The organism is Flavobacterium koreense, assembly GCF_054776075.1.
Map to the genome: position 1 here is coordinate 211,645 of NZ_BAAHCF010000002.1, position 13,515 is coordinate 225,159.

12 protein-coding genes are annotated in these 13,515 nt (G+C 31.5%); 8 read left to right on the top strand and 4 right to left on the bottom strand.

Features of this window, described 5'->3' with window-relative positions:
* The first annotated feature begins 113 nt into the window (after window positions 1-113).
* From ACYU7A_RS01255 to ACYU7A_RS01265, 3 genes are all read left to right on the top strand, one after another.
* Window positions 114-3,323 carry a reprolysin-like metallopeptidase gene (locus tag ACYU7A_RS01255; RefSeq protein WP_460573636.1) on the top strand — a complete coding sequence of 1,070 codons (3,210 nt, stop codon included), beginning with the start codon at window positions 114-116 and terminating at the stop codon, window positions 3,321-3,323.
* A gap of 90 nt (window positions 3,324-3,413) precedes the next feature.
* Window positions 3,414-5,315: a S9 family peptidase gene (locus tag ACYU7A_RS01260; RefSeq protein ID WP_460573638.1), complete on the top strand. Its 1,902-nt coding sequence runs from the start codon at window positions 3,414-3,416 to the stop codon at window positions 5,313-5,315.
* 55 nt (window positions 5,316-5,370) lie between these two features.
* A complete protein-coding gene (locus ACYU7A_RS01265) occupies window positions 5,371-6,081 on the top strand; it encodes a hypothetical protein (protein WP_460573639.1) in 711 nt (236 codons plus the stop codon).
* An 81-nt stretch (window positions 6,082-6,162) separates the two neighbouring features.
* Here ACYU7A_RS01265 and ACYU7A_RS01270 read toward each other — a convergent pair whose 3' ends face one another.
* The 4 genes from ACYU7A_RS01270 to ahcY all read right to left on the bottom strand — a co-directional run bounded on the left by ACYU7A_RS01270 (window position 6,163) and on the right by ahcY (window position 8,745).
* Window positions 6,163-6,474, bottom strand: a complete 312-nt coding sequence (locus ACYU7A_RS01270; protein WP_460573641.1) for a helix-turn-helix domain-containing protein — start codon at window positions 6,472-6,474, stop codon at window positions 6,163-6,165.
* A gap of 14 nt (window positions 6,475-6,488) precedes the next feature.
* Window positions 6,489-6,671 carry a hypothetical protein gene (locus ACYU7A_RS01275; protein ID WP_460573643.1) on the bottom strand — a complete coding sequence of 61 codons (183 nt, stop codon included), beginning with the start codon at window positions 6,669-6,671 and terminating at the stop codon, window positions 6,489-6,491.
* 47 nt (window positions 6,672-6,718) lie between these two features.
* On the bottom strand, window positions 6,719-7,261 hold the full coding sequence (locus tag ACYU7A_RS01280; RefSeq protein WP_460573645.1) for a hypothetical protein: 543 nt from the start codon (window positions 7,259-7,261) through the stop codon (window positions 6,719-6,721).
* A gap of 167 nt (window positions 7,262-7,428) precedes the next feature.
* Window positions 7,429-8,745, bottom strand: a complete 1,317-nt coding sequence (ahcY, locus tag ACYU7A_RS01285; RefSeq protein ID WP_396142903.1) for an adenosylhomocysteinase — start codon at window positions 8,743-8,745, stop codon at window positions 7,429-7,431.
* 128 nt (window positions 8,746-8,873) lie between these two features.
* Between ahcY and ACYU7A_RS01290 the strand changes: the two genes are divergently transcribed.
* The 5 genes from ACYU7A_RS01290 to arfB are packed head-to-tail and all read left to right on the top strand — an operon-like array spanning window position 8,874 to window position 13,359.
* Window positions 8,874-9,524, top strand: a complete 651-nt coding sequence (locus ACYU7A_RS01290; RefSeq protein WP_460573647.1) for a 4'-phosphopantetheinyl transferase family protein — start codon at window positions 8,874-8,876, stop codon at window positions 9,522-9,524.
* Entirely contained in the window at window positions 9,521-10,237 is a 717-nt protein-coding gene (locus ACYU7A_RS01295) for a phosphoglycerol geranylgeranyltransferase (protein ID WP_460573649.1), read from the top strand. Before ACYU7A_RS01290 ends, ACYU7A_RS01295 begins: the two co-directional genes overlap by 4 nt.
* A gap of 26 nt (window positions 10,238-10,263) precedes the next feature.
* Window positions 10,264-10,881 carry a nicotinamide riboside transporter PnuC gene (gene pnuC / locus ACYU7A_RS01300; RefSeq protein WP_460573651.1) on the top strand — a complete coding sequence of 206 codons (618 nt, stop codon included), beginning with the start codon at window positions 10,264-10,266 and terminating at the stop codon, window positions 10,879-10,881.
* On the top strand, window positions 10,845-12,971 hold the full coding sequence (locus tag ACYU7A_RS01305; protein ID WP_460573653.1) for a DUF4301 family protein: 2,127 nt from the start codon (window positions 10,845-10,847) through the stop codon (window positions 12,969-12,971). Before pnuC ends, ACYU7A_RS01305 begins: the two co-directional genes overlap by 37 nt.
* Window positions 12,958-13,359: an alternative ribosome rescue aminoacyl-tRNA hydrolase ArfB gene (gene arfB / locus ACYU7A_RS01310; RefSeq protein WP_460573655.1), complete on the top strand. Its 402-nt coding sequence runs from the start codon at window positions 12,958-12,960 to the stop codon at window positions 13,357-13,359. Before ACYU7A_RS01305 ends, arfB begins: the two co-directional genes overlap by 14 nt.
* Window positions 13,360-13,515: the final 156 nt, after the last annotated feature.

Consider the following 13,515-nt stretch of genomic DNA (forward strand, 5'->3'; position numbering starts at 1 on the left):
AAATTAAGAACATGCACTTCATCGATTTGTTAATAACTTTTATAGAAACATGAAAATTTGACAAAATTCTTGATAATTTTGATATTCTATTTTTTAACCAAAAACTAATTATTATGAAGTTAAAGTTACTTCCTGTGGCATTATTAGCGATGACGAGTTTCGCTTTTGCTCAACAAAAAGGATCGTTTTGGAAAGCTTCTACTAACAAGAATGTACCACTTCTTGAGAGCAGAATGCAATTACCAGAAAAAAATCTTTTAGATTTAGACGTGGACGCAATGAAAGCTACGCTTTTAAGTTCACCAAAAAGAGATTTATCTTTAAAGTCTGCTGTGATTGTTTCCTTACCAAACGCTGATGGTGAAATGGAACAATTTAGAATTTATGAAAATTCCAACATGGATCCTGCTTTAGCAGCTAGATATCCAGAAATTAAATCTTACATTGGTGTTGGAATTAATAATCCTACTTTGACTGCTTATTTCAGTATGTCACCACTTGGATTTAAATCTATGGTTCTTGGAGCGGATAGATCTGCTGTTTTTATTGAGCCATTTTCTCAGGATTTAAAAACATATTCTATTTATAAGAAATTAGATAAAGCACAATCATTTTCACCTTTTGAATGTAGCGTTGTAGAAGAAGCATCTTCAAGTATTGATGATTTAGCTTTACGTCCAAATGCAGATGATTCAACTTTAAGAACATTTCGTTTAGCTTTATCTGTAACTGCTGAGTATACAACATATTTTGGTGGGACAAAAGCATTAGCTCTTGCGGCAATGAACAATTCAATGACTCGTGTTAATGGAGTTTTTGAAAAAGATTTTGCAATAAGAATGGTATTAGTTGCTACTAACGATAATGTAATTTATACTGACGCTGCTACAGATCCATATTCTCCTGCAGCAAGTTTATCTAATTGGAATTCTCAACTACAATCAACTTTAACTTCAGTAATTGGTGAAGCCAACTATGACGTAGGACACTTATTTGGTGCTTCTGGTGGTGGCGGAAATGCTGGTTGTATCGGTTGTGTTTGTGTAAATGGTTCTAAAGGAAGTGGCTATACTTCTCCAAACAATGGAATCCCATCTGGAGATACATTTGATATTGATTATGTAGCTCACGAGTTTGGACACCAATTTGGTGCTAATCACACATTCTCAATGAATAATGAAGGAACAGGTGCTAATATGGAACCAGGTTCAGGTTCAACTATTATGGGTTATGCAGGTATTACAAGTCAAGACGTTCAGCCTAATTCTGATGCTTATTTTCACGCTATTAGTATTCAACAAGTAACTAATAATGTAAAAACTAAAACGTGTCAAACTAATACTGCTACAGGAAATTCAGTTCCTACGGCTAATGCTGGTTTAGATTACACTATTCCTAAAAGTACTCCATTTATGTTAACTGGTTCAGGAACTGACGCTAACGGAGATGTACTAACTTACAACTGGGAACAATTTGATAATGCAGCATCTACTGCAACAGGAGCAAGTTCAGCAGCAAGTGCTACAAGAACTTCAGGACCAACTTTTAGATCTTATAATTCTTCAACTTCTCCGGTAAGATATTTTCCAAATATGACAAGAGTTTTGGCTGGTGCAACTACAACAGCAGGAACTGAAATTACTGTTGAAGCTTTACCATCTGTAGCAAGAACTATGAATTTTAGATTAACGGTTCGCGATAATAGAGCTGGTGGTTCTGCAAATAATTCTGATGATATGATTGTCACAGTAAACGGAACAGCAGGGCCATTTTCTGTAAGTGCACCAAATACAGCAGTTTCTTATGTTGGAGGAAGTTCTCAAACAGTAACATGGGCTGTAGCAGGAACAACTGCAAATGGCGTTAATTGTGCTAACGTAGATATTTTATTATCTACTGATGGAGGATCAACATGGTCAACTTTATTAGCAGCAACTCCAAATGATGGAACACAAGCGGTAACAATTCCAAATACACCAGGTACAACTAATAGAATTATGGTGAAAGGAACTAATCATATTTTCTTTGATGTTTCAAATACCAACTTTACTATTACTTCTGGTGTAACAGATACAGTTGCTCCTACGGCTCCAACATTGGCAGCTTCTGGAACAACTCAAACAACAACAAACTTATCTTGGTCTGGTGCTACAGATAACGTTGCTGTAACAGGTTATGATGTTTATAGAGGAGCTACTTTATTAGGTTCAACAGCTTCTACAACTTTTGCTGTTACAGGTTTAACAGCTTCAACTACTTACTCATTTACAGTAAGAGCAAAAGATGCTGCAGGAAACGTTTCTGCTGATAGTAACTCAGTTTCTGTAACTACTTTAGATCCAGTAATTGATACAACAGCTCCAACAGCTCCAACATTATCAGCTTCTGGAACAACTCAAACTACTACAAATTTATCTTGGACTGGTGCTACTGATAACGTTGCGGTTACAGGATATGATGTATTAAGAAACGGAGTTGTAATTGGTTCAACAACTACAGCTACAACTTTTGCAGTTACTGGTTTAACAGCTTCAACTACTTATACTTTTAATGTAAGAGCAAAAGATGCTGCTGGAAATATTTCTGCAAATAGTAATACTGTTTCTGTAACAACTTTAGCTGTTGCTACAGTGACTTATTGTACTGCTTCTGCAAATAGTACAGTAGATGAAAGAATAGGAAGAGTTCAATTAGGAACAATTAATAATCCATCAACAGGAACTGCAGGTTATGAAAACTTTACAGCTTTATCAACAAACTTGGTAAGAGGAACAGCTAATACTATTACTATTACACCATCATGGACAAGTACTGTATATAGTGAAGCCTATAGAGTCTATATCGATTACAATAAAGATGGAGATTTTGTTGATGCAGGTGAAAGCGTTTATTCTAGAGCTAGAACAACTACAACTCCAGTTTCAGGTTCATTTACCGTTCCAACAACTGCAGCACTTGGAGCTACAAGAATGAGAGTAATCATGAGATATAACACTACTCCAACAACTCCTTGTGGAACATTCGATTATGGTCAAGTTGAGGATTACACAGTAAACATTACTGCTACAGCTAGAGTTGAAGAAGCTTCTAATAACGAAATATCTTTCAACTTATATCCAAATCCAGTTTCAGGTGATGTTTTAAACATTTCTAATCTTGAAGCAGATTCTAGCTACAGAATTTACAACATGATGGGACAAGAATTAGGAAAAGGTAAAATTGAAAACGAAAGTATTAATGTTGGTAATTTAGCTGCAGGAACTTATTTAATTGAAGTTTCTAATGCTAATGGAGCAACATCAAAACGTTTTATTAAGCAATAATTTTTTAGTCAGTTAATTTTAAAAGCCGTTGCGTTTATCGTGACGGCTTTTTTTATTACTTTTAACGAATCATTAAAATCATTCATCAAAATGAAGAAAATATTTTTTATAATCGTTAGTACAATGAGTATAGCAGCATCAGCGCAACAAGTTTTATCTCCAGAATTACTTTGGAAATTAGGAAGGGTTTCTGTTTTAGGAATTTCAAAAGATGGAAAATCGGTGGTTTATAAAGTTGCCATTCCATCAGTGGAAGAAAATAAATCGAATTCTAAATTTTACACCATTCCAGTAAATGGAGGAAATGCAACCGAAGTAAAAGATACTAAAGATTTAGTTGCCGATAAAAATGTTTCTCCAGATGGGAAATATATTTTGTCCTCTCAAGAAGTGAAAGTAAATAAAGTTTTAGGTAAAGATATTTATCCAAATCTTGATAAATCAAACTCACAAGTTTATAACTCGTTAGATTATCGCCATTGGGATACTTACAACGATGGTAGTCACAACCACGTGTTTTATGCTGAAAATATAGATAAGGCTACACCAATTGATATTATGCCAAATGAACCTTACGATTCACCTCAAAAACCTCATGGTGGTGATGAAGATTTTATTTGGTCACCAGATTCTAAAAGCATTATCTATGTTTCTAAAAAGAAATTCGGAACAGAATATGCTATTTCTACAAATACTGATTTGTACGAATACAATCTAGAAACGAAAACTACTAAAAACCTAACAGAAGCTAATAAAGGATATGATACCAATCCAACGTTTTCTCCAACAGGAAATTTAACTTGGTTGCAAATGAAGCGCGACGGATATGAAGCCGATAAAAATGACATCATCGTTCGTTTCAAAGGAATGGACATGAATCTTACGGCTAATTGGGACGGAAGTGTAGATAATTACGCATGGAGCGCCGACGGTAAAAAAGTATATTTTGTTGCTGCTGTTGACGGAACCAAACAATTATTTGAAGTAAACTTTCCAGGTTTAACAAAAATTGCTGTTATGGTTACTCAGGTTACTAATGGTGATTTCGATGTATCGGATATTGTGGCGTTCTCTGGCGATAATGTAATCGTTACAAGAACAGATATGAATCATGCTGCTGAGGTTTATTCTTATAATTTGAAGAAAAAAACTTGGTTGCAATTGACTAAAATCAATGATGAAACCTACAGCAAACTAGCTTTGCCAAAATACGAAAGAAGATACGTTACCACAACTGACGGAAAGAAAATGTTGGTTTGGGTAATTTTACCTCCAAATTTTGATAAAAATAAAAAATATCCAACACTTTTATATTGCCAAGGCGGACCACAATCGCCATTGACTCAAAGTTATTCTTTCCGTTGGAATTTCTCTTTGATGGCTTCACAAGGTTATGTAGTGGTTGCTCCAAACCGTCGTGGAATGTATGGTCACGGACAAGAATGGAACGAACAAATCTCTAAAGATTGGGGCGGACAAGTAATGGACGATTACCTATCTGCAATTGATGATGTAGCTAAAGAAAGTTATGTTGCTAAAGATAGAATTGGAGCTGTGGGAGCAAGTTATGGTGGCTATTCTGTTTTTCAATTAGCAGGAATTCACAACAACAGATTTAAAACGTTTATTTCACATTGTGGTGTTTTCAATTTAGAAAGTATGTACGGCACAACCGAAGAAGTATTCTTCAATAATTGGGATCACGGTGGAGCATATTGGGAAAAAGACAATGCTGTAGCACAAAAAACATACGCAAAGTTCAACCCAATCAATATGGTGGACAAATGGAACACACCAATATTAATCATCCAAGGAGGAAAAGATTACCGTGTGCCAATAGGACAAGGACAAGAAGCGTTCCAAGCAGCACAATTACGCGGAATAAAAAGTAGATTTTTATTATTTCCAGACGAAAACCATTGGGTTCTAAAACCACAAAATGCTCAAGTATGGCAAAGTGAATTTTATAAATGGTTGAAGGAGACGTTGTAGAAAGTTTTGTTTTTGAATATTATTACAGATAAATGTAGCTAATCGTATTTTAAAAATGAATTATACGGAACTTTCCAAACTTAGAATTGAAACTTTTTCCTTTATAGAAGATTGTTTTAATCACAATAGCAAAATTGCAGATTTTGAAGATCATTATTTTTTTAGTTTCACGTCAGGATTAATAAATTTTGGAAGTTTACTTTTAAGAAATTTAAAGTTAAATCCTTTGACAATTTATCAAACAGAACATGATACTGATTTTGGCTTTAAAACTGTATATTATGCAATAGATAGACTTGGAGTTTCACATGGTTATATTTATGGTCCTAATGCTAAATACGAATTTAATCCATTATGTGATTTGTCCGATAATTTATATTTCGGGAATGGTAAAGTTGAAGAGTATTCTTTAGTTTATAATTGGAAAAACAAACCTAATCAAATTGATTTCAATGATTTTTTTAGTTATTTACCTCTTAAGTTGTCTTTTGAAAAACAGTTCAAATTATATTCTACTTTTAATAATAGAAAAATTATTTATCAGGATAAATATTCTGCATTTGAAATTCCGTTTGAAGAGCTGCTTTTAAAAGAACTAAAAATTAGTTTTGTAGAAGACTTGACAATTTTAAATAAAAGTGACTATTTCGAGTTTAAATGTGTTCATACCATTCATAGGTTTAAACAAGATAATATAAGTACATTATTTGAAGGTAGAATAGACAAAAAAACCTTTGAAATAATTGAAGATGATGTTGAAATCTAAATTCTGATAGGGTGGATTTTCAATCTAAATTCCATAAAAAAAAACAAAAACCCCGACTTCAATTGAAATCGGGGTTTTGTTTTAGTTTATAAGTTCTTGTTGTTCTGTTCCAAAAACTTTTACTAAGAAATCTTTTAATGATGGAGCAAGCATTTTATATAACTCAACTTTATCTTCGGGAACATCTTTTTCAGATATTGTTAAGAAATAAATAATTGCTTTAGGAACTTCCAATGCTTCACAAATTTTATCTAATGTTTCTGGATTCGGGTCGTAAACACCATTAATAATTTGTGATAAAGCTGTTGTACTTTTACCAATTTTTTTTGCAAGTTCTGTTTGAGTAATTCCTTTTTTCTTAATTATTGAATTAATTACTTCTCCTATTTTCATTTGATTTGATTTTTTTAGAAGAAATCTGTTATTATTTTTATTAGTAAAGTAATTATTTTTAAAATTTCTAATTCAGATTTATTTTCTGATTTAGCAATTTCTAATTCTTCTTTTATTTCTAATAATAATTTTTTATTTTCTTCTGATGTTTTATCCGAAGCAATAGCTTCATTTATTTTTTCTAATATATTTTTCATTTTACAATTATATTTAATTTCTATTGAAGCGCTCTGCTTCAATAATCCTAATTAAATATAATTGTAGCGTGTGTGTCGTCTAAATTTTTAAAATTAAAACTATATATTTTTCTAAAATTTTCACGCTTATTTTCTAATATTGAGAGATGACAATTTAAAGTTTGTTTTAATACTCTGTTTAGTTTTTTAGATAAATTAGTAAGCCATTTTGAAAAACTTTTTATGTGGATTAAATACCTTACTCTTTTATAATCTGAATAACTTAGAGAATAATTATTGATTAAATTAATTAATTCTTCAATATTTAATTCTTCAAGTTTTTTGTTGATATGGCTTTTTCTAGTCTTAAAAGAATAATCTAAATTAAATTTGGAAAGTAATGTTAATTCTTTTTGATTCGAATTATATAGGGAAGGCAAAAATATTTCATCAATTTTAGAATTAAAATCTTTTAATTTTATGAATTCCAAATACATTGAATCTTTACTGATGTCTTGAAGAGTATTAACTTTTTCAATAATAGATTCGAGAGAAATTAATTTCTCTCTTATTTCTTCTCTTCGTTTTTTATAAAATAATAGACTCCCCATATTTTTATGTATTAAAATTTGTCAAATTTAAGTAAAACTTAAACATAAAACAAATTATTTTAATAAAATTTTAATTTCATCTGATTTTATCCCAAACAAAAAACCCCGACTTCAATTGAAATCGGGGTTTTATATTTAATATCTAATATCAAAAATCTAATATCAGACTAGTATCTGTAATACTCAGGTTTGAATGGTCCAGCAACGTCAACACCAATATAAGCAGCTTGATCGTCACGTAAAGTTTCCAATTCAACTCCTAATTTAGCTAAGTGTAAAGCAGCTACTTTTTCATCTAAATGTTTTGGTAACATATAAACTTCATTTTTGTAAGCTGCGCTGTTAGTCCATAATTCAATTTGAGCTAACGTTTGGTTTGTAAATGAATTACTCATTACAAAACTTGGGTGACCAGTTGCACAACCTAAGTTTACTAAACGACCTTCAGCTAAGATAAGAATATCTTTTCCAGCTATAGTATATTTATCAACTTGTGGTTTGATTTCAACTTTAGATGCACCGTGGTTTTTGTTCAACCAAGCCATATCAATTTCGTTATCGAAGTGACCAATGTTACAAACGATAGTTTTGTCTTTCATTTGCTCAAAGTGAGAACCAAGAACGATGTCTTTATTTCCAGTAGTTGTGATGATAATATCAGCATTAGCTACAACTGTGTTTAATTTTTTCACTTCAAATCCGTCCATTGCAGCTTGTAAAGCACAAATTGGGTCGATTTCAGTTACTGTAACAATAGAACCAGCACCACGGAAAGAAGCCGCAGTTCCTTTTCCAACGTCACCATATCCACAAACAACAACTCTTTTTCCAGCTAACATAATATCTGTTGCTCTTCTTACAGCATCAACAGCCGATTCTTTACAACCGTATTTGTTGTCAAATTTCGATTTAGTAACCGAATCATTTACGTTAATTGCTGGCATAAATAAAGTTCCGTTTTTCATTCTTTCATACAAACGGTGAACACCAGTTGTAGTTTCTTCTGATAAACCTTTAATTCCAGGAATTAATTCTGGGTAACGGTCAAAAACCATATTTGTTAAATCACCACCATCATCAAGAATCATGTTTAATGGTTGTCTATCTTCACCAAAGAATAATGTTTGCTCAATACACCAGTCAAAAGACTCTTCGTCAAGACCTTTCCAAGCATAAACTTGAATTCCAGCAGCAGCAATCGCAGCAGCAGCTTGATCTTGAGTTGAGAAAATGTTACAAGATGACCAAGTAACTTCTGCACCAAGAGCAATTAAAGTTTCAATTAAAACAGCAGTTTGAATAGTCATGTGAAGACATCCTGCAATTCTTGCACCTTTTAAAGGTTGAGTTGCTCCATACTCAGCTCTCAACGCCATTAATCCTGGCATTTCAGCTTCAGCCAATTCAATTTCTTTTCTTCCCCAAGCCGCAAGGTTAATGTCCTTAACTTTGTAAGCTACAAATGGTAATGTTTGTGTACTCATCTATTATGTATATTTGTATTTTTAAAATTTGGTGCAAAATTACAACATAGGTTTTGATTTTAATAATTTATTTTAAAATTTGTGAAATGTTTAAATGTTTAATCTTTTGAAAAACAACAAAATACTAGATGCCATTACATAAAGTTGTCTATTTGTCTAACAATACCAAACTGTATCTTTGGAAGATTACAGAAGATTTTGACACGCTTTTCAGTCAAGTAAAATTGAAAGACTCCTCTTTAGCGCGATTGGAAACTATGAAATCAGAAAGTCATCAAAAAGGATTTTTAGCTGTGAGAATGTTATTACAACACAATGATTATTCGGATTTCGATTTATTTTATGATGAATTTGGAAAGCCACACATTAAACCACAAGGTTGTAGTATTAAAGATGTTGAAATTTCGATTTCCCATTCCAATGATTTTTCTGCTATTGCAATTAGTGATTCAAAAGTGGGATTAGATTTAGAACAACTGAAAGAAAAGACACTCCGAATTGCAAAAAGATTTATGGATGTTTCGCATTTGGATAATCTATCCGAAGAAGAAAAAATTAAGAAAGCAACAATCGTTTGGGGAATTAAAGAAAGCATTTTCAAAATCAAAAATGAAAAGGGTATCAGTTTTCCAAACCATATTTTTGAGGACGATTTTTCTTTTGAGGATAAAAAAGCAACGGCAACATTAAAATTCAACGATAAAGAAGAAAAGTTCCAAATCCAATTTGATTCGGTAGAAGATTATATCTTTGTCTGCGCCTTTGAAAATAAACAATGACAAATAGCTACCAAAATATTCTAAATTCAAAAACCAAAGGTGAAAAACTCCTAGCCATTCTTCTCGATCCAGATAAGTTGGCAGTGGGAAATCTTTCGGATTTAATTGAAAAAATAAATCAATCACCTGCAACACATATTTTCGTTGGAGGAAGTTCATTCGATGGAACACATTTAGATGAATTAATTACCGAATTAAAATCAAAAATCAACTTACCATTTCTATTATTCCCTGGAAATCCATCGCAAATTTCTGATAAAGCCGACGGAATTTTATTTTTAACTTTATTATCAGGAAGAAACCCAGATTATTTAATTGAACACCAAGTAAATGCTGTTCCAATTATTAAAAAAACTAGTTTAGAAGTCATTTCAACAGGATATATTTTAATAGAAAGTGGCAATGAAACGGCTGTTGAAAGAGTTAGTCAAACCAAACCTTTAGATAGAAACAACCACGAATACGCATTGCAAACTGCTCAAGCTGGTGAATTCATCGGAAATAAATTAATTTATCTTGAAGCAGGAAGCGGTGCAAAATTAGCTGTTCCAAAAGAAATGATAAGATTAGTTTCGCAAAATATAAACGTTCCATTAATCGTTGGTGGCGGCATTCGTTCCAAACAAGAAATCGAAAATGCTTACAATGCAGGTGCAGATTTAGTTGTAATCGGAACCGCATTTGAAAATGATACTAATTTTTTTAATTCTTAAATCAAAATTCAAAAATCGTTAATCAAATGTTAGATTTTCTGATATCACAATATAAAAACGCTACAACACTTCAAATTATATTGGAGTCACTAGCGTTTGTATTCGGAATTTCGAGCGTTTATTTTGCCAAAAAAGAAAATATTTTGGTATATCCAACAGGATTAATTTCGACAATTATAACGGTTTATTTGTTGTATCAAGCAAAATATTTTGGCGATATGACTATGAATTTTTACTATTCTATAATGAGTATTTATGGTTGGTACAAGTGGACTTCAAGTGCCGATGAACCCGAATTAGAAATCACTAGAACTTCAACAAAAGAGAAATTAATAGGTGTAGGATTATTTATTTTAACAATGATAATTACTTATTTAGTGTATCTTTTTTTCGATTATAAACTTGAAATTCCTAATTATATTGATATTTTTACATCTGGAATATTTTTTACCGCTATGTGGTACATGGCCTTAAAGAAAATAGAAAATTGGACCTTGTGGATTATCGGTGATTTAATAGCAGTTCCTTTATTTGCCCACAGAGGCTTAGGAATGTTATCATTACAGTATTTAGTTTTTACAATATTAGCTATTTTAGCATACATTCAATGGAAGAACATCTTAAACAAGAACATACAGAAATAATAAAAATTGCTTTTGTAGGACCTGAATCAACAGGTAAAACCACATTAGCATCGCAACTTGCTGAAGAATTCAATACCAATTGGATTCCAGAGTTTGCACGCGATTATCTTCAAGACAAATGGGATTTGAAGCAAGAAATTTGTGTTAAAGAAGATTTAATGCCAATTGCAATTGGGCAAACACAACTTGAGAATAACGCATTAAAGAGTGCTAATAAAATTCTTTTTTGTGATACTAATGTTTTTGTGACCAAAGTATTTTCTGATATTAACTACAATTCTTGTGATGCAATAATTGCAAAAGCAGCCAAGAAGCACAAATATGATTTGATTTTTCTAACAGACGTTGATGTTCCGTGGGAAAAAGATGATTTAAGAGATAAACCAGACGATAGGGAAAAATCAATAGCTTTTTTTGAACAAGCTTTGGTCGAATTTAAAAAGCCTTTCATCAAACTTTCTGGAAATAAAGAAGAACGTCTTGAAAAAGCAACCAAAATAATTTCAGATTTTCAAAAAGCAAAAAAAATAGGTTTAAACTCATTTGACTATATAAAAATCTACAATAGAAATACTAATTTAGATGTCATTGAAGACCAATTTCAAATATTGAAAAATGGAATTCCAAAGATAAATTTAGAACGACCGGCTGTAATTAATGACGGAATTCTAAGAATAACCGATGACGAAGCTAAGTATTTTTCAAATTTTTTTGATGAGAAAAAGACTAATCTTAAACTGAAAAAATTTGTACCAGCTTCTGGAGCAGCGAGCAGAATGTTCAAGTTTTTAAACGAATTTTTGAATGAATTTAAACTTGGTGAAGAAAGTATAAACGCTTATATTAATAGAAAAAAGGATAAAAATTTACCTATCTTTTTAGTAGCAAAAGAAAAGTTTCCTTTCTACAATGAAATTTTAGAGGTTGCCAAATCCTCATTGCCAGAATATGGGACATGGGAAAAAGATACCCGAGATTTTGGTTTTATAAAAACAATGCTTTCTCCTAAATATTTTGATTTTTCAAACAAACCAAAAGGCGTTTTACCTTTTCATAAATATGAAAATTACACTGCTACTGCGATAGAAGAACATTTAAATGAATGTGCTTTTTATGCTACTTCAAATGGAAAATCCAATCTTCATTTTACAGTTTCAGAGGAACATCAAAGTGATTTTGAAACCATTATCAATGAAGTAAAACCTAGAATTGAAAAGCAAACCAATACTGAAATTAATGTAAAATATTCTTACCAAAATAAAGCTACAGATGTTATTGCGGTTGATTTGGGCGGAAATCCCTTTAGAGATGAAAAGGATAATATCGTTTTCAGACCAGGCGGACATGGTGCATTGATTGAAAATTTGAACAATCTAATTGCAGATGTGATTTTTATCAAGAATATTGATAATGTTATACAAAATCATATTCAAGAAATTGCACTTTATAAAAAAGCTTTGGCAGGAATTTTAATTCAATATCAAGAAGTTATTTTTAAGTATATGAAAATGCTTAATAGTGAAAATGTTTCTAACGAAGATTTGAATGAAATTGTAAATTATATAAAATCAAAATTGAATATTGATATAAAAGATGATTTTTCAAAATTCACCAAAGAAAGTAAAGTTGATCATTTAAAAACGATTTTAAACCGTCCAATTCGTGTTTGTGGAATGGTAAAAAATGAAGGCGAACCTGGTGGTGGACCTTTTTGGGTAATCGATAAAAAAGGAAAAACATTTTTACAAATTATAGAATCTTCTCAGATTGATTCAAAGGATACAAGGCAAAAAGAAATCTTCGAAAGCGCCACTCATTTTAATCCAGTTGACCTTGTTTGTGGAATAAAAGATTACAACGGACAAAAGTTTGATTTAATGAAGTTCATAGATAAAAATTCAGGTTTTATTGTTGAAAAAAACAACAAAGGAAAGTCATTAAGAGCATTTGAATTACCGGGACTTTGGAATGGTGCTATGGCAAAATGGATGACTATTTTTGTTGAAGTTCCACTTATTACTTTCAATCCGGTGAAAACGGTAAATGATTTATTAAAACCTGCTCATCAATCAACAAATGGACAAGGATAAAATTATTTCAGAACTTTCTTTCAAAGCCGTTAGAAGCTCTGGAGCTGGCGGACAAAACGTAAATAAAGTTTCGTCCAAAGTAGTTTTAACATTTGATTTAAACAATTCTCAATCACTTTCAGAGGAAGAAAAAGAAAGGTCTCAAAAGAAATTAAAATCTAAATTAACTCTTGATGGAATTTTAATTTTAAATTGTGATGAAGACAGAAGTCAACTTAAAAATAAAGAAATCGTTATAAAAAGATTTTTGGAGTTGATAGAAAAGTCTTTAGTTATACCAAAAGAAAGAAAAGCTACAAAAATTCCAAAATCAGTTATCGAAAAAAGATTAAAAGACAAATCAACAAATTCTGAAATAAAACAGAACAGGAAAAAGCCTGATTTATAAAAAAAATCTAATGGTCTAATAATCTAAAAGTCTAAAAATCTTTTTACCTTTGCATCGTCTCAAAAGGGGTGCTCTAAATTACGAGCTGAGATTATACCCAATGAACCTAGAACAGGTAATGCTGTTTAGGGAAAAGTGACAAAGCAGAGTGCACAC